Genomic DNA, 19,670 nt, shown 5'->3' with positions numbered 1-19,670 from the left:
CAACGAACCTAGGGGCGGGGGCGGCGGGGCACCCTTCGGCCGCCGCCGTATGGGTTGCGGGGCCGGGAGCGCGCATCGCCCGGGACCGCGGGCGGCATTACCTGGGACGTAATCGACCGGGCGGCGCGGGGGCGACACAGTGGTGTCAACGGCACGGGCCGCGCACCGCGGCCCCTGATCCGCCCACCGATGCCCGCCCGCCCCGCCGCCTGGAGGCACCCGCCATGTCCGTGTCGACCTACCCCCTCACCACCCTGGCCCGCACCACCGACCCGACCACCATGCTGCGCCGCTTCCTCGGCCTGGACGCGGTCGTGACCGCAGGCAACGGTCTCGCGTACGTCGCCGCCTCAGGGCCCCTCGGACGCTTCCTCGGCGTCGACTCGGGTCTGCTCCTCGGCCTCGGCGTCTTCCTCACCCTCTACGGCGCGGGCGTCGGCTACCTCGCCTCCCGCAAGAGCCCGCCGACGCTCGGCGTGCGCGCGGTCATCGAGGGCAACGCCGCCTGGGCGCTCCTCAGCGTCATCGCCCTCGTCGTCTGGCTCTCGCCCAGCACGGCCGGCGCCGTCTGGATCCCGCTCCAGGCCCTCACCGTCGGCGGCTTCGCCGCGCTGCAGTACGCGGCGCTGCGGGCACCGCGGGCCTGAACCACCCGGCGGCCGGGACGCCCCCGAGGCTCCCGGCCGCCGGGGTCAGGCCGCTAGGCCATGCGGGTCTGGAGGTACTTGGCGGTCGCCGGGTCGGCCGGGAGCAGCGTCTCGATGGCCAGCTCGGCGACCGTCACGTCCATCGGGGTGTTGAACGTCGAGATCGACGAGATGAAGGACAGGACATGCCCGTCGTGCTCGATCCGCAGGGGCAGCGCGAAATACGGCACCTCCGTCCCCGCGTCGAAGGCGTCCGCCCCCGGATCCGCCACCGGATAGGCGGCCACCTCCTCGTACACCGCCCGCAGACCGTCCGAGCGCTGCAACGCGATCTGCCGCTCCATCTGGTGCAGCAGATGGCCGCGCCACTCCCGCAGATTGCGGACCTTCGGGGCGAGGCCCTCGGGGTGGAGGGTGAGCCGCATGGCGTTCAGCGGCGGCGTGAGGACGTGTTCCGGGACGCCTTCGAGGAACATCGCGATGCCGCGGTTGGCCGCGATCACGTCGTACGTCGCGTCGACGACCAGCGCCGGATAGGGCTCGTAGCCGGTCAGGAGCTGTTCGAGGCTCGCACGCAGTGTGCCCATCGAGGGGTCCGCCAGCGGGGTCTCGCGAAAGCGCGGCGCGTAACCAGCGGCGAGGAGGAGGGAGTTGCGGTCCCGCACCGGCACGTCGAGGTGGTCGGCGAGGCGCAGCACCAGCTCCTCGCTCGGGCGTGACCTGCCCGTCTCGATGAAACTGATGTGCCGGGCGGAGGAGTCCGCGCGCAGGGCCAGCTCCAGCTGGCTGACCCGGCGCCGCTCGCGCCAGCCGCGCAGCAGCGGGCCCACGCCCGTGGCGTTCCCCTTGGTGTTGTCCTTTTCCCTGCCCTTGTGCTTGGCCTTGCCTTTGGTGTTCCCCTTGGCGGGCGCGGCGGTTGTCATCCCTAGACGGTAGTCATCCTTGGACGGGAATCGAAACGGGTTGTGGCAAGGTGAGGTGATTCCGTGGAAGGAGCCCTGACCATGACCTCCGAACCGCTCTCGCAGAAGGAGATCGAGGACCGTCTCGCCGAACTCCCCGGCTGGTCCCTCGACGGCGGCAAGCTCACCCGGTCGTACCGGCTCGGTTCGCACTTCGCGGCGACCGGCCTGGTCGTGCACATCGCGCGGACGCAGGACGAGCTCGACCACCACTGCGACCTGACGCTCGGCTACAACACCGTGACGCTGGCCGTGCACACGCACAGCGCGGGCGGCGCGCTCACCGACCTCGACTTCGAACTCGCGCGCCGCGTCGAGCAGTTGGCGCCCGCTCACGGCATCCAGTGAGCGCCGCCATGCTGGACTACAGCAAGGAGGCCGACCGCTACGACGCCTCACGCGGCGGCGAACCCCGCGCGGCGGCCGCGGCGGCCGCCGTCCTCGGCCTCATCCCCTCCGATGCCCGCGCCCTGCTCGACGTCGCCTGCGGCACGGGCCTCGTCACCCGGCGCCTGGCCGCCCGCGACGGCCTGCGGGTGACGGGTGTGGACGCGGCACACCGCATGGTCCGCATGGCGGCGGACCGGGTGCCGGGCGCCGTCGTGCTCGGCGACAGCCGCCGACTGCCGTTCCCCGACGGAGCGTTCGACGCCGTCAGCACGGTGTGGCTGCTGCACCTGATGTCCGGCCCCGAGGAGACGTCGACGGTCGTCGGCGAATGCGCGCGGGTACTGCGGCCCGGCGGGGTGTACGTCACCACCGTCGACAAGGCCGCCTCGCACGACGTGGGCAGCGATATCGACGCCGTGCTCGCCCCGCGTCCCGTGCGCCCCGCCGTCGACCGCGCGGCGGCCGTCGAGGTGTACGCCGCCGAGCACGGCATGGCGCCCGCGGGCCGCGCCAGGTTCACCGGCCACGGCCAGGGCCGCTCGCCCCGCTCCACGGTCGACGACCTCCACCGGGGCTGGTTCACGCAGATCCCGCCCGCCGGCCCCTGGCGGCACGCCTGGCCGCCGGGCTCGCGGCGCTCCCGGACCAGGACGTGCGGCGCCCGGACCCACGGTTCGGCCTGCGGGCGTTCCGGAAGCGGGGTTGAGGGCGCCCTCGTACGCCCTGCCCGGTAGTCGCTGTTTTTGCGGGAACGGCAACGCGGCTGGTCGCAAAACGGGAAGCGAGCGCAGGCTGGTCCCTGTCACGTCACGAGGACGGCAGAACCGGAAGGCGGCACAGCGATGGGGCACTACGAGCAGGGGCAGGGGCAGGGGCAGGACGCGGGCCACGGGCACGGGCGTGGCCAGAGCCACGGACACAGCCGTGGCCATGGCCACGGACACGGCCACGGTCATGGTCATGGTCACGGCGAGGACCGCGACATGGACTGGGCCGCCATGGGCGTCATGCTGGAGCGGTACGCGCGCATCGCCGCGCCCATGTACGGCGAGACGGCGGCCTGGCTGCGCCAGTGGACCCCGGACCCCGGCGTCGTTGTCGACGTCGGCAGCGGTCCCGGTGCCGTCTCCTTCCTGCTGGCCGAGGCCTTCCCCAAGGCGCGGATCGTCGCGGCGGACCCCGAGGAGCCCCTCCTGGAGCGGGCCCGCGACCGCGCGGCCCGCGAAGGCCTGAGCGACCGCTTCGACACGGTGCGCGCGGCGCTCCCGGACGCCATCGACGACGTACCGACCGCCGACCTGCTGTGGCTGTGCCGGTCCCTGCACCACGTCGGCGACCAGGGCGCCGCGCTCACCGCCCTCGCCGACCGCCTCGCACCCGGCGGCGCGCTCGCCCTCGTGGAGGGCGGCCTGAACGCCCGCTACCTCCCGCGTGACATCGGCTTCGGGCGCCCCGGCCTCCTCGCCCGCCTGGAGGCCTCCGACGAGGAGTGGTTCGCCGGCATGCGGACCGGCCTGCCGGACTCGAAGGACACGGCGGAGAACTGGCCGGCGCTCCTGACCGACGCGGGCCTGCGCCACACGGCCACGCGCACCTTCCTCCTCGACCTGCCGGCCCCGCTCTCCGAGGACGCCCGCGCCCACATCGTGGAGGAGTTCACGCGCCGCCGGGAGACGCGCGAGGACCGCCTCGCCCCCGACGACCTCGCGACCCTCGACCGCCTCCTGGACAAGAACGACCCGCAGAGCCTGTACCACCGTCCGGACCTGTTCCTGCTGACGGCACAGACGGTGCATGTGGCGGTCAAGGACCGGGCAGAGGCGTAGCCCTGTTGCCCACCGCGCGCGCCGCCCCGTCCCGCCTGCGGGAGGCGGCCGTCAGGCCGGCCGCCTCCGAACGCCTCGTGGTGGAGCGGACCTTGACCGCACGGATCGTCACCGCGGTCGCGGACGAGCCGGGCGGCCTGCCGCTCATGGCGCACGCGCTGCGCGAGGTGTGGCGGCGGCGCAGCGGCAGGGCGCTGACCGACGCGGCGTGCGAGGCGATCGGAGGGGTGAGCGGGGTCGTCGCGCACGCCGCCGAGGAGGTCTACGGGCAACTGGGCGAGGCGGAGGCCGCCACCGCGCGCACCCTGCTGCTGCGGATGGTGGGGCCCGGTGCGCGTTCAGCCCGGACCGCCGCTTCCTCGCCGTGTGCGACGACAACGGACGGCTCACGCTGTGGAACGGCCCAGGGACCCGACTCCTCGCCGTTCTGTCCGCCGCCGACGGGCCGGGTGGACATCGGCCGGCCTCGGGGCTGTCCTTCTCCGCCGACGGACGCCACCTCGCGGCGAGCACCTCCGACGGTTCCGTCCGCGTGTGGGAGACGCGCACGCCCGGCCTGCCCGGCGCCGAGTACCCCGGAACCGGCGACGCCGTCCTCGCCCTGGGCTTCACCGGGGACGAGCTGCTGATCGCGACCGCGTACCGGGCGGTCCGCAGGGTCCCCCTCTCGGGGGAGCGGGCGGTGGACATCGCTTGCCGAGGGGCCGGAGGCGGCCCGACCCGCGAACAATGGCGTACGTATCTGCCGAACTCCCCGTATCAGCACGTCTGTTGACGTTACCTTTCAGGCAGTGTCGATCGAGGCGTGGAGAGCGGAGTCGGTCAGTGAGTGAACTGGTGCGCTGGGAGTCCGACGAGGGGCCTGTCGTGGTGGAGGTCGACTCCCGGGACCCGGGGTTCAGATCGGTGTCGCGGCGCGGCGACGGCGGTGAGATCCATGAGGTCGAAGGGCGGTTCGAGTCGGCCCTCGGACATGTGCGTGGCGCCGCGCTCTCCGCGCTGCGGACCTTCCGGGAGCGTGCGCTCGACCCCGACGCGATCGAGCTGGAGTTCGGCGTCAAGCTCACCGCGGCCGCGGGCGCCGTCATCGCCAAGACGTCGACCGAGGGACATCTGACGGTCCGGCTCAGCTGGTCACGCGAACGGCAGGAGCCTCGGGCCGCCCTGCCCGCACAGCCCGGCGTGCGCCAGGACGTACAGCAAGAAGCGGAACGAGACGCCCGACAAGACGCGGGACAAGACGCGCAAGGCGAATAATGGCGGGCATGCACTGGCGTGCCCGCATCGGCACGGTCGACGGCACCCCCAGAGGCGCGGCCGTGCTCGTCGACGGCGCGCGGCTCATCACCTGCGCCCACGTCGTCGAAGGGCTGACAGAGGTCTCCGTGACACTGCCCGGTGTCGCCGAGGCGCTGCCCGCGGCCGTGGCGTGGACCGGGGACTGGCGGTGCCTGGGCGACCGCGGTGACCTGGCCGTCGTCGAACTCGGCAAACCCGTGAGCGTATCACCGTGCGCGTTCGCGCCCCTTGACCTCCTGCGCCCGCGCGAAGGGCAGGGCACCCGCGAACTGCGCGCCCTGGGCTTTCCGTTCGGCCACGAGAAGGACGGCACACACGTCACCTTGCGCACCAGCGCCGACCGGCTGCTGGGCCAGGAGTGGCTGGAGATCGACGTCGAACAGGCCCATCTCCAGCGGCTCGGCGAGGGGTTCAGCGGTGCCGCCGTCTACGACCCGGGCACCCGCCTCGTCGTCGGCATCGTCACCGACGCGCTGCTCGACGGTGACCAGGAGGGCTACATCGGCCGGATGCTGCCGCTGGACACCATCCGCCGCCACTGGGAGGAGCTGGACGACCTCCTGCCGCTGGACTGGCTGCCGGACACGCCGCGCCGCGAGCTGCGGGCGCTGTTCGACGGCGTGCGCCTCGACCCCGGCACCCTGGAGCTGACCGTCCGCCGCGCCTTCCCCACCTTCCGCCGCCCGCTGCCCGCCTTCCGCTCCCCCTGGCACGCCATCCGCTACGTCGGCGAGGAACTGACCGGCGAGGAGCGGCTGTCGCGGCTGCTGCACGAACTGGGCAGGGCGGGCGACGGCGGTGTGGACGCCGGCCCGTGGCTGCGGCGCTGGATGCCCGAGCGGTACGACGACGCCGCCCCCGCCGCCCTCACCACGCACCCCGCGGCGCCACCCACCGGCTCCGTCGTGTTCCGCGCCCAGTCCATGACCCGCGGCGGCGCCATCGACCTGTCCGTGTCGACCGTGGTCGACGGTGTACCCGTTGGCAGGGCGGGGCCCGTCAGAGTCCGCCGTCAGCACTTGCGCGCGAAGACCGAGGCGCTGCTCGCCGGACAGATCGGCGGCGTCCACGGCTTCGACTGGATGCTGGAGTTCGTCGTCCCTGAGGGCCTGATGAGTGAGCCCTTCGAGGAGTGGCAGATCCGCGAACCGGGCGCCGCCCGCCCCCGCCCCATGCGCACGGTGCCGGTGGTGGTCCGCCACCTGGACCGCCTGGAGCCGCTCCTCGCCTCCCACCTGGCCGGGCGCCGCTGGGCCGCCGTCTGCCTCCGTGGTGAGACCCGCCCCCGGCGCGTGGAGTGCGGACTGCCCTACGGCTACGAGGAGTTCCACGACTGGCTCGACGCCGACGAACAGCTGTGCGCCCTCGCGTATGCCGCGACACCGGCCCCCGACTGGCTCTCCGCGGCGCTCGACACCGGTGTGCCCATCATGCTGTGGCGGCGTCGCGACTGCGGCGAGGGGAACCACGCGCACTGCGCGCCCGAGAAGTTCCTGGACCGGATCACGGAGGCGGTGGCCTCGCTGGACCCGGCCCGGCTGCCCCACGAGGTCATGCGGCTGCGCAAGGAGGCCCGCTCGCCGGACAACGGCGACGCCGAGCACTGCGGGCACCGGCTGACCCTGTTCTGGGACGGCGCCGAGGGCAGGGCGGACCCACCACTGGCGGCAGGCACGGCACGCCCGGTGGCGGGTGCGGCAGGTGCGGCGGGCACGGCGGGTATGGCGTGGACGGCAGATATCACTGGTACGCAGAACACGGGAAGTGGCTGAGATGACCCAGACCTCCTGGCAGATCTACTCGGGAAGCCGCGTCCCGCACGACGGCATCGACCGCCTTCCCGCCCCGCCGCCGTGGCGCACCTTCACGGGCGGTCCGCCCCTGCGCACCCCGCCCGGCGACTGCGGAAGCCCGCACGCCGCCACCAGCTACCGCCCCGGCGCGGACGCCGTCCGGCAGGTCAACGCCGCGCTCTACCTCCGCAGGCCGCTCCTCGTCACGGGCGCCCCTGGCACCGGCAAGTCCTCCCTCGCGTATGCCGTGGCCCACGAGCTGCGCCTCGGCAAGGTCCTGCACTGGCCCATCACGAGCCGCGTCACCCTGCGCGACGGCCTCTACGAGTACGACCCGCTGACACGCCTGTACGCAGCCGAACGCGCACGCGACGACGGTGGCGGGACGCAGGGGGACGACATCGGCGACTACCTGCGCCTCGGCCCGCTCGGCACGGCGCTGCTTCCGTACGACCGCCCCCGCGTCCTGCTGGTCGACGAGATCGACAAGAGCGACATCGACCTCCCCAACGACCTCCTCACCATCTTCGAGAAAGGGTCGTACGAACTGGTCGAGCTCGCCCGCCGCGCGGCGCCCACCGCCAAGGTGATGACGGCCGACAGCACCACGGAACGCGTCGAGATCCGCGACGGTACGGTCACCTGCCGCGCCTTCCCGCTCGTCGTCATGACGAGCAACGGCGAACGCGAGTTCCCGCCCGCGTTCCTGCGGCGGTGCGTGACCGTGGACCTCAAGCAGTCGGAGAGCATCGGAGAGCTGATCGCGATCGTCCGCGGGCACCTCGGCCCGGTGATCGGCGGGGAGGGCGGCGCGCTCCCCGCCGGCACCCAGCAAATCATCGAGCGCTTCTTCGAGCGGCGCACCAGCGGCCTGCTCGCCAACGACCAGCTGCTGAACGCCATCTACATGTGCCACCACGCTTCCTTCAGCGAACCACCTGAAAGCGTGCGGGAGTTGGCGGACCAGGTGATGCCGTTCCTGAGCGGTGAGGTGACGCGCGCCGATGGCGATTGACCGGCTGCGGGACGCCCTGGAGGCCCTGGGGCCACCGGTCACACCGCTGGAGCTGGCGGAGATGCTGTGGCTCGCGGAACGGCTGCCGCCGGGCGAGGACGCCGAAGCGCGGGCCGGGGCGCGGGCCGGGGCGCGCGGGGAGCATCCGGGCGCCCAGGGGCCATCGCCGTCCGGCCTCCGCGTGATGGGAGTCGTCGGCCACGCGGACCTGGCGCAGATCGCGGACCCGGCGGCCGGACCGGCCGCCCCGGACGCAGGCCAGGACGGCGCAGAGGACGACGCAGGGGACGACGCCGAGGACGTCGAAGAGGGCGGTGAAGAAGGCGCCGAGGGCGACGGCACGGGCAGCGGTACGTCCCGCGTTGCTCTGCACGTCCCGCGAGGCGGCGCGCACCCCGGCAGCGACGCCGACGACGTCCTCGTTCCCGCCCCGCAGGCACTGCGCCACGAACTCGCGATCCAGCGAGCCCTGCGCCCCCTCAAGCAGCGCGTCCCCGACCGGCACCACCGCGTCCTGGATGAGCGGGCCACCGCCGAGCGCGCCTCCCGCCACCCCCGCCTGCGCCCATGGACCCCCGTCATGGTCCCCGCCACCGACCGCCTCCTGAGCCTCGCCCTGGTCACCGACACAGGCCCGGCCATGACGGTATGGCGGCCCCTGGTCCGCGAGCTGCGGGAAGCGATGCACCGCACCGGCGCGTTCCGCGACGTACGTGTGTGGCACCTGGCCGGCCTCGGCGGACGCGTCGGGGTCCGCTCCTCGCCCGGCGGCCCGGTGCGTGACCCGGCGGCCCTCGTCGATGCCACGGGCCGCCAGGTCACCCTGGTCCTCAGCGACTGCTCGGGCCCGCACTGGTGGGACGGCCGCGCGGCCCCCGCCCTGCACCGGTGGGCGGGGCGCGGCCCCACGGCGATCCTCCAGCCGCTCCCCGAACGCCTGTGGCGCCGCACCGCCGCCCCAGCCGTCCCCGGCAGAGCGATCGCGTCCCGTGCCGGCGCCCCCAACACCGTGCTGCGCTTCACGCCGCACGACGGCCGTGTGCGGCTCCCCGCGGCCGACGCGATCCCCGTGCCGGTCCTCGAACTGGCCCCGGAGTGGCTGGGCGACTGGGCGGGCCTCGTGACCGCGTCCGGCGACCACCGCCGGGACACGGCCGTCACGTTCGTCAGCGGCGCGCCCGTTCCCGCCGGCCGGCCGCTCGCCGCCGAGGGCGACCTGCCGATCACCGAACGCATCCTGCGCTTCCAGGCCGCGGCCTCACCGACGGCGGCGGACCTGGCGGCGCACGTCGCGCTGTCGGTGCCCGCGCTGCCGGTGATGCGGCTGATCCAGCAGCGGGTCACGCCCGGCTCACGCCCCAGCGACCTCGCCGAAGTCTTGCTGAGCGGCCTCCTGGAGCCCGTCGACGCGGAGCGCGGCCTCTACGACTTCGTGCCGGGCGCCAGGACCGCCCTCCTGGAGACCCTGCCCCGCCCGGAATCGCTGGCGGTGGCCGACCTTCTGGGGCGCCTCGGCGAGGAGATCGAGGCCAGGGCGGGCTCGGCGAGCCATGCCTTCCGGGCCGTCGTGGAGGTGGCGCAGGGCACCGGAAGCCGTGGCCTCGGCCCGGCGGGGCAGCCGTTCGCGCTGGTCAGCGAGGAGGCGCTGGGGCTGCTTCGGGGGCGGGCGATCCGGGTGGCGGAGCGGCCGGTGGAGGAGCGGCCGGTGGAGGAGCGGACGGCGGGCGAGCGGACGGTGGCGGAGGCGCGAGGCCTGGGCGCGCTCGGGGTGCCTCCCGAGGACGTACTCGGGCAGCCTCCTGGGGGCGTGCTCGGGGTGCCCCCCAGTGACGTAGAGCCGCCGTTGACGCTCGAATGGTTCGATCCGGCCGGTGAGGTGCGGAGTCCGCCGGGGCTGACCAACGTCCCCCGAGCGGTGCATTTCATCGGCAGGCACCTCGAACTCCGGCGCCTGGGCCGTGAGTTGCTCCACCCGCGCGCCCGGACCGGCCGCCCGCGGGCGATCGTCGTCCATGGCCCGGCAGGCGTGGGCAAGTCGGCATTGGCTGCCGCGTGGGCGAGGGGGGTGGCCGCCGGTGACCAGCACGGCCCCGTGTGGTGGGTGACGGCGGACTCGCACCCGTCGATCGTCGACGGCCTCTCGGCCCTCACCCGCGCCTTGCAGCCGTCCGTGCCCGACTTTCTCACCCGTAAGGTCCGCGAGGAGTGGGCCGTACGGTGGCTGGCCTGCCACCACGGCTGGAGCCTCGTTTTGGACGGGGTGCGCGATCCGGCCGACGTAGCCGACCTCCTGCCCCGCCTCGGCACCGGCGGCGGCGTCCTGATCACCAGCCGGGTCGCCGACGGCTGGCAGGGCGTCGCCGAGCCGGTGGAGCTGGCCGCCCCCGAACTGGGCGAAGCCGTCGCGCTGTTGAACGCGTACGCGGGCAGAACGGTGCCAGGAGCGGACGTCCTCTGTGAACAACTCGGCCGGCTGCCGCTCGCCGTGGCGCAGGCGGGGCGTACCTCGGCGAGACGACCGGCTCCGCCGCCCAGTACCGGGCGGAGCTGGCGCTGCTGGAGGTCGGCGAGGAGCGGAGCATCATGGCGCGGCTGCGGGCCGCCGCGACCGACCCCGTGGCGGGCCGCATCCTCCTGGTCCTCGCCTGGTACGGCCCGGAGCCCGTCCCTCCGGACCTGCTGCCCCCCACGGCGTCCGAGCCCGACGGCCCGCACGCCGTGGACTTCCTGGCCGCCTGCGATCTGATCCGGCTGTCCCCCGACGGAGTGGTCCTCCACAACCTGGTCGCCGCCGCGGCGCGCACCCCGGACGACAGCCACCGCGTCCGGGGCCCGAGGGACATCGACGAGGCCCGGCTCACGGCGGCCCGCTGCCTTCGGAACGCGCTCCCGCAGGACGCCGAGGACCCTCGCACCTGGCCCCGCTGGCGGCAGTTGCTGCCGCACGTCGACGCCCTCCTCGAACATGGCCGGTCCGTCGACGACAACCGCCACTTCGTCTCGCTCCTCACGCGCTCAGCCCAGTTCCTGTTGCACCAAAGTGAGACGGGGAAGGCCGTCGCCTTCTTGCAGCGCGCGGTCCACGACCGCGAGAGGCTCTCCGGCCGGGAGTCGCCGAAGACGCTCGCGGTGGCGGCGCAACTCGCGGGCGCCCACCTGGCGGACGGCGCGACGACCCAGGCGATCTACCAGTACGAAGCCGTCCTGAACGCGATGCGCCGGGCGGGGCGGGGCGAGGACGACCCCGACGTCCTGGAGCTGCGGGCGGAACTCGCCGTCGCCCACCAGGTGTCGGGGGAGGCGGCCCACGCCCTGAGGGAGCTGGCGGAGGTGTGCCGCATCGCGGGACGTGGCCTCGGCGGTGACGACCCGAGGACGTTGGCGATGCACGCCCGCCTGGCCGACGCCTTCTTGGCGGCGGGCGATCCGTACGCCGCCGTGATGGTGCACGAAACGACGGTCGCCGCCTGTCGGCGGGTCTGGGGCGACAGAGCCCGGAACACCCTGGCCGTACGGGAGGGGCTGGCCGCGGCGTGCGGCGCGGCCGGTGACCTGCCGCGCGCGACGGAGCTCATGGAGGAGGTGGTGCGGGACTACCGGATCCTGCTGGGCGCACGTCATCCCCACACGTTGACGGCCCTGGCCCGCCTCGCGGGGCTGCACGCGGCCGCCGACAGGACGGAAGGGGCCGTGGAGGCCTACAAAGAGGCGCTGGCCCGCGCGACCGCCCTCTACGGGGAACTCCACCCGCGCACGCTCGCCCTGCGGCAAGAACTCGCCGAAACATGGCTGGGTGCCGGCCACGCGGAACAGGCCGTCCCGCTGCTGGAGCACGTGCTCTCCGCCAGGGGAGCGGCGCTGGGGGAAGAGCATCCGGACACGCTCCGGACCGCCGACTCCCTCGCGGTGGCCTATGGGGCCGACGGCGCCCGCCGCAAGCAGGTGGCCCTCTACGAACGCACCCTGTCCGCTCGGCTCAGGATGCTGGAGGAGAACCACTCCGAGACCTTGCAGTCCTACGACCGGCTCGCCAACGCCCTGGACGCCAGGGGCGGCCGGAAGGTCTCTTTGCGCGCCAAGGCCCATCACGGCCGTGTGCGGACGCTGGGCGAAGACCACCCGGAGACGCTGGCCGCGCTGGGCCGCTTGGCGTCGGCGCGGCTGGAGGCGGGCGACCGAAACGAGGCAGTCGCGTTGCTGCGGCGCTTGCTGGACCTGCGGCGCGCCACAGGGAGCCCCACCGACTCCGCCACCCTGCGGGTGCTCGCGGCGCTGGCGCAGATCCACCTGCACGACGGCGACACCGCGCGGGCGGCCGCCGTGTACGAGGACGCCTACGAGCAGGCGTGCGCCGTCATGGGTGAGGGGCCGGAGACGATCGTCCTGCTGGAGCGGGCCCTGGCGCACCTGAAGTCCGCCCTCGGCCCCCGGCACCGCGAAGTGCGCGCCCTGGAACGGCGGTTGGCCCGCCCCCGCTGACCCCGAAGGGCCCGCGCGGACGGGCCGATGCGCTGACGCCTTGCGTACGCGACTACACCACGTCGAACGTCGCCGGGTCCGGGCCGAGGCGACGGTCCTCGTTCAGAGCGGAGATGGCAGCCATGTCCTCGGGGTCGAGCTCGAAGCCGAAGACGTCGATGTTCTCCTTGATCCGGGACGGGGTCACGGACTTGGGGATCACGACGTTGCCCAGCTGGATGTGCCAGCGCAGCACGATCTGCGCGGGCGTACGCCCGTGCTTGCGGGCGATCGCGACGATCGCCGGGACCTCCAGGAGCCCCTTGCCCTGGCCGAGCGGCGACCACGCCTCGGTGGCGATGCCCTGCTCCGCGTGGTACTCGCGCAGGGCGCGCTGCTGGAGGTGCGGGTGCAGCTCGATCTGGTTGACGGCGGGGATGATCGACGTCTCGGCGATCAGCCGCTCCAGGTGCTCGGGCAGGAAGTTCGAGACACCGATGGACTTGGCGCGGCCATCGGCGTGGATCTTCTCGAACGCCTTGTACGTGTCGACGTAGCTGTCCTTGGAGGGCAGCGGCCAGTGGATCAGGTACAGGTCGACATAGTCGAGGCCCAGCTTCTCCAGCGAGGTGTCGAAGGCGCGGAGCGTCGAGTCGTGACCCTGGTCGCTGTTCCAGAGCTTCGTGGTGACGAACAGCTCCTCGCGGGCCACGCCGGAGGCGGCGATGGCCTTGCCCGTGCCCTCTTCATTGCCGTAGATCGCCGCGGTGTCGATACTGCGGTACCCGGCCTCCAGGGCCGTCGCGACCGCCGTCTCCGCCTCGTCGTCCGGCACCTGCCAGACACCGAAACCGAGCTGGGGCATCTCGACGTCGTTGTTCAGGATGATCGGGGGGACCTTGCTCACGAGCTCTCGATCCTTAAGTCGTCGGGTGGTACTCCCATGGTCAACGATCACGATCGGCGCCGCATTCCTGAACCGGGCCGCGTGATCCTGACCGCCGATTGGCCGGATGTCGAAGCGACACGGGGGTCAAGACGGTCCGGACCATTGACGGTGTCCCGTCATATCGAGACCCTATGACAGGACGCTGAACGCGGGACACTCACGTGAACGCTGCGAAAACGCTGCAAACATGTCCCCGCCCCGCGGCCCGTGGCTCGTCCTGAAACCCCCACCTCTTCAGGAAAGGCGGCGTCATGCCGATGTCTATCTCCATGCTTACGCCCACTACGTCCGTGCCCTCGCCCACGCAGCCCGTGCCTACGCCCACGACGTCCATGCCCGTGCCCGTGCCCGTGCCCGCGCAGCCTGTGCCTACCCCCACGACGTCCATGCCCGTGCCCGCGCGAACCATGCCCACGCCCAGCAACGTGCACGGTGACTGGCAGAGCCCCGCGTACACCGTCGTCGACACCGCGCTCGAAGTCACCGCCTACCGTCTCGCCGACCGGTAGACCCGCCGCCATGCTGCTCCAGGTGCTCGGCACCGCGGCGGGCGGCGGGCTGCCCCAGTGGAACTGCGCGTGCCCCGGTTGCGCCGGGGCGCGCGCCCACCCGGAACGCCGCCGCAGGCACGCCGCGCTCGCCGTCCGCGCGGGCGGGGACCACTGGTCCGGCGAAGGCCGCTGGGCCGGTGAGGACCGCTGGCCCGATGGGGACCGCTGGTCCGGCGAGGACCGCTGGTACCTCGTCAACGCCACCCCCGACCTCGCCGACCAGATCGACGCCACCCCGAACCTTCACCCCGGCGCCGGCTCCCGCTCGGGCCCCGCTGGTCACGGCTCCGACACGCGGCACACCCCCGTCGCCGGAGTCGTCCTGACCGACGCCGAACTCGATCACACCCTGGGTCTGGCCCGGCTCCGCGAGGCCCGCGACGGAGTCGACGTCATCGCGACCGCACCCGTGCGCGAGGCGGTGCGCGACGGGCTGCGGCTCGACGCGCTCCTGGAGCCCTACACACCCGTACGGTGGCGGGAGCTGACCGCCGACCCTGGGCTGCGGCTGGACGACAGTGGAGCGATCCACGTCGCCGCCGTACCCGTTTCGGCCAAACGGCCGCGGTACGCCGCCGGAACCGGCCCGGACGCCGACACCTGGTCGGTCGCGCTGCGCCTGACCGAGACGGCCACCGGCCGCACCGCCCTGTACGCCCCGGCCCTCGCCGTCTGGAGCGAGGCCTTCGAGAAGGCCGCACGGGACGCCGACTGCGTCATCGTCGACGGCACCTTCTGGGACGACGACGAACCGGTGCGCGCCGGATTCACCGACCGCACCGCCACCGCGATGGGCCACCTCCCCATCACCGGCCCCGATGGCACCGCGCACCGCCTGGCCCGACTGCCCGGCCGCTGCCTCTACACCCACCTCAACAACACCAATCCCCTCGGCGACCCGCACGCCGAGCAGCACGGACTCCTCACGCGCTGGGGGCTGGAAGTCGCCGCCGACGGGATGGTGATCGAGCTGTGACGACCACGGCCCCCCTGACAGACGCGGACGCCGACGCGAACGCCGACGCCGACGCGGCCCCCTGGACCCCGCACGAACTCACCGAGCGGCTGCGCGCCGTCTCCGCCGAGCGCTACCACGACCGGCACCCCTTCAACGTACGCATGCACGAAGGCACCCTCACCCGTGCGGAACTGCGCCGCTGGATCACCAACCGGTTCCACTACCAGCGGCACATCCCCGTCAAGGACGCCCTCATCCTCGCCAAGTTCGACGACCCGGCGCTCCGCCGCGGCTGGCTGCGCAGGATCCAGGACCACGACGGGGAGCGGGACGGCACCGGCGGCATCGAACGCTGGCTGCGGCTCGGCGAGGCGGCCGGCATCGACAGGCGGCAACTCCTCGCCCCCTCCCGGGTGTTGCCCGGCGTGCGGCTCGCCGTCGACGGCTACGTCAACTTCTGCCGCCTGCGCCCCGCCCTCGACGCCGTCGCCGCCTCCCTCACCGAACTCTCCGCGCCCGATCTGATGCGGACCAGGATCGCCGCCTTCGAGCGGCACTACCCGTGGATCGACGCGGCCGGTCTCGCCTACTTCCGCACGCGCGTCGGGCAGGGCGGCCGCGACGGACAGGAGGCGCTCGGCCTCGTCCTGGCGTGGGCGCGCACCCGCGAGGAACAGGTACGGGCCGTCGCCGCCCTCGCGTTCAAGTGCGACGTGCTCTGGTCACTGCTCGACGCCGTCGACCACGGCCCGGGAGCGGGAGACGTCACATGACCGCCCCCGATGCCGTTCGCGAAGGTGTACGCCGGGCATGGCGCCCCGCGCTCGTCCGCTCCGTCCTGCTCCGGCACGACCGGGTGCGCGGCGTCGACCTCCTGGTGCTGCCCGAACGCGTCGTCGTGCTGCGGGGCGCGGCGGGCGGCATCGTGGCCCTGTGCGACGGTGAGCGCGACGTCGCCGGCATCGTGGCGGAACTGGCGCGCCGCCACCCCGGCGCACCCGTGGCGGAGGAAGTCCCGCCGTTCCTGGCGCAGTTGCGGACCGAAGGGTGGCTGCGATGAGCGCCCCCGCCCCCGTCCCCGCCCCCGACCTCGATCCGCCGTGGGCCCTCCTCGCCGAACTCACCCACGGCTGCCCCCTGCGCTGCGCCTACTGCTCCAACCCCACCGAACTCATCGCGAGGGCGGCCGAGTTGACAGCGGTGGAGTGGGCGGACGTGTTCCGCCAGGCGGCCGACCTCGGCGTCGTACAGACTCATCTTTCCGGCGGGGAACCGCTGCTGCGCCGCGACCTGGCGGAGATCGTCGCCGCCGCCGACTCCGCGGGCATCCACACGCAGCTCGTCACCAGCGGCGTCGGCCTGCACCGCGAGCGTCTCGGCCACCTCCGTGACGTCGGGCTGCGCAGCGTCCAACTCTCCGTGCAGCACGCCGACCCGCGGGCCGCGGCGCACATCGCGGGCGCCCGGGCGTCCACCGCGAAGGAACGCGCGGCCCGTCTCGTACGGGCCGCCGGGCTGCCGCTCGGCCTCAACACCGTGCTGCACCGCGCCAACCTCGACGCGCTGGACGCCCTCGTCGAACTCGCCCTGGCCTGGGACGCCGACCGCGTCGAACTCGCCAACACCCAATTCTACGGCTGGGCCCTGCGCAACCGTGAGACCCTGCTGCCCTCCCGCGCTCAGGTCGCACGCGCCCGCGAACGCGTCGAGCTGTGGCGCGAGCGGCTCGCGGGCCGCATGGAACTGGTGTGGGTGGCACCCGACTACGTCGACGGCGTCGCGAAACCCTGCATGGGCGGCTGGGGCGCGCTCTCCCTGACCGTCGCCCCCGACGGCACCGTCCTGCCCTGCCCGGCCGCCGCCGACCTCCTCGGCCCGGACGCACCGAACATCCGTGACCACGAACTGGACTGGATCTGGCGGGAGTCGGACGCCTTCGCCCGCTACCGGGGCCAGGCGTGGATGAGCGATCCCTGCCGCGGCTGCGAGCTGCGCACCGTCGACTTCGGCGGGTGCCGCTGCCAGGCGTACGCCCTGACCGGCGACGCCACACGCACGGACCCCGCCTGTCACCGCTCGCCCGACCACGGCGTGGTCCAGGCCTTGGTGGACGAGGCGGCCTCCCGCGCCTTCGCCCGTGACGGCAGTCCGCCGGCCTACGCCTATCGCACCAACGCGCCGTAACCGGCGGCGGGCGCGGAAGCGCGGCGGGCACGCAGGTACTCAGACAAGCAGAGAAATCGATGGCCAGGTACGCAGGCAAGCAGCCGCCCAGGCAAGTAGCCGCCAGGCAAGTAGCCGCCCAGGCAAGCAGACAAGCAGGCACGAAGGCGCAAGGTACGCGGACAAGCAGGTGCGTGGACAAGTAGGCGCGCGGCGCGCGGACAAGCAGCTGCGCCGACCCGCAGGCACGCAGCTACGCAGACAAGCAGGCAAGCAGACAAGCAAGCACGCACGCAGTTAAGGGAGTGCGCAGGCCCGCAGCTACGCAGACAAGCAGCCCCGCAGGCCCGCAGGCCCGCAGAGACGCAGGCCCGCAGACAAGCACCCACGCAGCCGAGCACCCACGCAGAGATGGAGAACCGGCATCATGGAGAAGGCAAGAACCCTCACCCCCCTGGCCGCCGCAGGCGCCGTCGCCGCGGCCTCGCTCATCCTCACCACCGGGCCGTCCGCCCATTCCGCCCCGGCCGACCGCGACCGTGACTACCCCGCCCCGCCCGCCGCGGCGGGGGAACCCGGTCGCCCCACCACCGTCTCCACCGGCTGGACCGTCCCCTGGGGCACCTCGTGGCTGCCCGACGGCTCCGCCGCCCTGGTCACCGAGCGCGACGACTTCCGGGTGTGGCGTGTGTCGAAGGACGGCAGGGACAAGCGGCTGCTCGGCACCGTCCCCGAGTCGCAGACCACCGGCGGGGAGGGCGGCCTGATGGGAATAGCCGTCGACCCCGCCTGGAACACCAACCACCACGTGTACGTGATGCACACCGCGGCCGAGGGCAACCGCATCGCCCGCATGACGTACGACGGCACCTCCCTGACCGGCTACAAACCGCTGCTCAAGGGGATCAAGAAGAACAGGTACCACAACGGCGGGCGCCTCGCCTTCGGCCCCGACGGTCACCTCTACGCCACCACCGGCGATGCCCAGGACAAGCCCCTCGCGCAGGACAAGAACTCCCTCAGCGGCAAGGTCCTGCGCCTGACGAAGGACGGCAGGCCCGCGCCCGGCAACCCCTTCGGTAACTACGTCTACAGCCTGGGCCACCGCAACCCGCAGGGTCTCGCCTTTGATGCCCAAGGGCGGCTCTGGGGAGCGGAGTTCGGGGACAGCAAGCAGGACGAGCTGAACCTCATCAAGCCCGGCGGGAACTACGGCTGGCCGACCTGCGAAGGCGCCTGCGACATCGCGGGCATGACCAACCCGAAGAAGACCTGGCCCGTGTCGGAGGCCTCGCCGAGCGGGGTCGCCGTCGTCGACGGCGCGGTCTACATGGCGGCGTTGCGGGGCAAGCGCCTGTGGCGCATCCCGATCAGCGCGGACAGCGAGAACGTGGGCGCCGCGAAGGCGTACTACATCGGTGAGTACGGGCGGCTGCGCTCCGTCACCACCGTGCCCGGTGCCAAGGAGCTGTGGCTGTCGACCACGAACGCCGACGCCAACGGCGGGCAGCCCGACGGCTCAGACAGGATTTTCCGCGTCCCGATCGGCTAGGGCCTGTATCGAGTCGTGATCACTGAGTGGTTCGAGTGAGGTCTTTGATCCAGATCATGGAGGCGCGCAGGTGGAGGCCGGCGAGGTAGCTGTCCGGGGTCTTGTCGTATCTGGTGGCGACGCCTCGCCAGGCCTTGAGCTTGTTGATCAGGCGCTCGACGGTGTTCCTCTCTTTGTAGAGGTCGGAGTCGTGGCTGACGGGCCGGCCGCCGCCGGAGCCCTTCTTCCTCCGGTTGGCGGCCTGATCCCTCTTCTCCGGGATCACTGCTTTGATGCCGCGTCTGCGCAGGTGGGCCCGGTTGCCGCGGGACGAGTAGGCCTTGTCCCCGGCTACCGCGTCCGGACGGGTGTGGGGGCGCCCGACGGGGCCGCGGACCCGTACTTTCGTGAGGACGGGGATGAACTGCGGGCTGTCCGCGGCCTGGCCCGCAGTCAGCACGAATGCCAGCGGGCGGCACTTGCGGTCGGCGGCGAGATGCACCTTGCTGGTCTGTCCGCCTCTGGAGCGTCCCAGGAGGGCGGCCTTCAGCCGGAGTTTCCGCCGACGCCGGATGCGTCGCCGCTCCTCCCGCCCGGGGCCGATCTCGGCGTCCTGTCCCTCTTGTTCTTCGAAGCTGCCCCTTTTGACCTGGCCTTCTCCGCCTCGGCGGCCGCCTTCTCCACCGCGCCGAGGACGTCCTCGCCCAGGTGCATCCCGGCTGCGTCGTGGTGAGTGCGCGCAGTGGTGGAGTCGATGCTGACCAGGGACAGATCCACCTCCCCCCGCTTCGCGGCTTCCGCGATCAGGCTCTCCAGCAGGGCCTCGAAGACGCCTGCGTCACGCCATTGCCGGAAGCGGTTGTGGACGGTCGGCCAGGCGCCGAACTCCTGCGGCATCTCCCGCCACTGCCCGCCGGTCCTGAACCGCCAGATCACGCCCTCGAACTGCTGCCGCAGCCGCTCGGGGTACGGGCCGTACTCACCGATCGGCAGATACGGCCCGATGAACTCCCGCTCCACATTCGTCAGTTGCACGCGTCACCCAAGAAGGCCTATCAGTCCAGGTCCCGCTACGAGGGCGAATCCCGCACATTGATCACGGCTCGATACGTGCCCTAGTTGTACTGA

16 protein-coding genes and 4 pseudogenes are annotated in these 19,670 nt (G+C 72.9%); 17 read left to right on the top strand and 3 right to left on the bottom strand.

All coding sequences use genetic code 11. The features are described from left to right. Positions 1-224 precede the first annotated feature (224 nt). Positions 225-647, top strand: coding sequence for a hypothetical protein (locus ACOBQB_RS04625; protein ID WP_423588973.1), 423 nt, complete (start codon positions 225-227; stop codon positions 645-647). 53 nt (positions 648-700) lie between these two features. On the opposite strand, the gene ACOBQB_RS04620 is transcribed toward ACOBQB_RS04625, so the two are convergent. Next, on the bottom strand, positions 701-1,570 hold the full coding sequence (locus tag ACOBQB_RS04620; protein ID WP_423588971.1) for a helix-turn-helix domain-containing protein: 870 nt from the start codon (positions 1,568-1,570) through the stop codon (positions 701-703). 81 nt (positions 1,571-1,651) lie between these two features. On the opposite strand from ACOBQB_RS04620, the gene ACOBQB_RS04615 reads away from it, so the two are divergent. The 10 genes and pseudogenes from ACOBQB_RS04615 to ACOBQB_RS04570 all read left to right on the top strand — a co-directional run bounded on the left by ACOBQB_RS04615 (position 1,652) and on the right by ACOBQB_RS04570 (position 12,411). Further along, positions 1,652-1,957 (top strand): 4a-hydroxytetrahydrobiopterin dehydratase, encoded by a 306-nt coding sequence (locus ACOBQB_RS04615; protein WP_423588970.1) that lies wholly within the window; start codon positions 1,652-1,654, stop codon positions 1,955-1,957. An 8-nt stretch (positions 1,958-1,965) separates the two neighbouring features. Continuing rightward, positions 1,966-2,705 (top strand): annotated as a pseudogene (locus ACOBQB_RS04610) (class I SAM-dependent methyltransferase). Between the two features lie 277 nt (positions 2,706-2,982). After that, entirely contained in the window at positions 2,983-3,825 is an 843-nt protein-coding gene (locus ACOBQB_RS04605; protein WP_423588968.1) for a class I SAM-dependent methyltransferase, read from the top strand. 77 nt (positions 3,826-3,902) lie between these two features. Beyond that, positions 3,903-4,121, top strand: a pseudogene (locus tag ACOBQB_RS04600) (hypothetical protein); the annotation flags it as partial. Beyond that, positions 4,034-4,600, top strand: a complete 567-nt coding sequence (locus tag ACOBQB_RS04595; RefSeq protein ID WP_423590396.1) for a WD40 repeat domain-containing protein — start codon at positions 4,034-4,036, stop codon at positions 4,598-4,600. The pseudogene ACOBQB_RS04600 and the gene ACOBQB_RS04595, both read left to right, overlap by 88 nt. A 50-nt stretch (positions 4,601-4,650) precedes the next feature. Continuing rightward, positions 4,651-5,082 carry a CU044_2847 family protein gene (locus ACOBQB_RS04590; protein WP_423588967.1) on the top strand — a complete coding sequence of 144 codons (432 nt, stop codon included), beginning with the start codon at positions 4,651-4,653 and terminating at the stop codon, positions 5,080-5,082. Positions 5,083-5,090: 8 nt separating this feature from the next. Beyond that, positions 5,091-6,896: a trypsin-like peptidase domain-containing protein gene (locus tag ACOBQB_RS04585; RefSeq protein ID WP_423588965.1), complete on the top strand. Its 1,806-nt coding sequence runs from the start codon at positions 5,091-5,093 to the stop codon at positions 6,894-6,896. Position 6,897: 1 nt separating this feature from the next. Continuing rightward, a complete protein-coding gene (locus ACOBQB_RS04580; RefSeq protein ID WP_423590395.1) occupies positions 6,898-7,932 on the top strand; it encodes an AAA family ATPase in 1,035 nt (344 codons plus the stop codon). Beyond that, positions 7,922-10,678 (top strand): SAV_2336 N-terminal domain-related protein, encoded by a 2,757-nt coding sequence (locus ACOBQB_RS04575; protein WP_423588963.1) that lies wholly within the window; start codon positions 7,922-7,924, stop codon positions 10,676-10,678. Before ACOBQB_RS04580 ends, ACOBQB_RS04575 begins: the two co-directional genes overlap by 11 nt. Positions 10,679-11,145: 467 nt before the next feature. Next, positions 11,146-12,411 carry a tetratricopeptide repeat protein gene (locus ACOBQB_RS04570; protein WP_423590394.1) on the top strand — a complete coding sequence of 422 codons (1,266 nt, stop codon included), beginning with the start codon at positions 11,146-11,148 and terminating at the stop codon, positions 12,409-12,411. Positions 12,412-12,463: 52 nt separating this feature from the next. Here the strand turns inward: ACOBQB_RS04570 and ACOBQB_RS04565 are convergent, their stop codons facing one another. After that, the gene (locus ACOBQB_RS04565) at positions 12,464-13,255 is read right to left on the bottom strand and encodes an aldo/keto reductase (protein ID WP_423590393.1); all 792 of its coding nucleotides are present in this window, start codon (positions 13,253-13,255) and stop codon (positions 12,464-12,466) included. A gap of 521 nt (positions 13,256-13,776) precedes the next feature. On the opposite strand from ACOBQB_RS04565, the pseudogene pqqA reads away from it, so the two are divergent. The 6 genes and pseudogenes from pqqA to ACOBQB_RS04535 all read left to right on the top strand — a co-directional run. Continuing rightward, positions 13,777-13,848: pseudogene (gene pqqA, locus ACOBQB_RS04560) on the top strand (pyrroloquinoline quinone precursor peptide PqqA); the annotation flags it as partial. Between the two features lie 10 nt (positions 13,849-13,858). Then, positions 13,859-14,866, top strand: a complete 1,008-nt coding sequence (gene pqqB, locus ACOBQB_RS04555) for a pyrroloquinoline quinone biosynthesis protein PqqB (RefSeq protein WP_423588961.1) — start codon at positions 13,859-13,861, stop codon at positions 14,864-14,866. An 89-nt stretch (positions 14,867-14,955) separates the two neighbouring features. Further along, positions 14,956-15,621 (top strand): pyrroloquinoline-quinone synthase PqqC, encoded by a 666-nt coding sequence (pqqC, locus tag ACOBQB_RS04550; RefSeq protein ID WP_423590391.1) that lies wholly within the window; start codon positions 14,956-14,958, stop codon positions 15,619-15,621. After that, the gene (gene pqqD, locus ACOBQB_RS04545) at positions 15,618-15,908 is read left to right on the top strand and encodes a pyrroloquinoline quinone biosynthesis peptide chaperone PqqD (protein ID WP_423588960.1); all 291 of its coding nucleotides are present in this window, start codon (positions 15,618-15,620) and stop codon (positions 15,906-15,908) included. The genes pqqC and pqqD overlap by 4 nt, the downstream gene beginning before the upstream one ends. After that, positions 15,905-17,032 carry a pyrroloquinoline quinone biosynthesis protein PqqE gene (gene pqqE / locus ACOBQB_RS04540; protein ID WP_423588959.1) on the top strand — a complete coding sequence of 376 codons (1,128 nt, stop codon included), beginning with the start codon at positions 15,905-15,907 and terminating at the stop codon, positions 17,030-17,032. Before pqqD ends, pqqE begins: the two co-directional genes overlap by 4 nt. A 406-nt stretch (positions 17,033-17,438) precedes the next feature. After that, on the top strand, positions 17,439-18,563 hold the full coding sequence (locus tag ACOBQB_RS04535; RefSeq protein ID WP_423588958.1) for a PQQ-dependent sugar dehydrogenase: 1,125 nt from the start codon (positions 17,439-17,441) through the stop codon (positions 18,561-18,563). Between the two features lie 19 nt (positions 18,564-18,582). Here the strand turns inward: ACOBQB_RS04535 and ACOBQB_RS04530 are convergent. Continuing rightward, positions 18,583-19,577 (bottom strand): annotated as a pseudogene (locus ACOBQB_RS04530) (IS5 family transposase). Positions 19,578-19,670: the final 93 nt, after the last annotated feature.

The organism is Streptomyces sp. G5(2025) (genome assembly GCF_049542075.1).
Taxonomy (GTDB): Bacteria; Actinomycetota; Actinomycetes; order Streptomycetales; family Streptomycetaceae; genus Streptomyces.
Note: the sequence above shows the minus strand (reverse complement) of the source record. Positions and strands in the feature narration are given on the sequence as shown.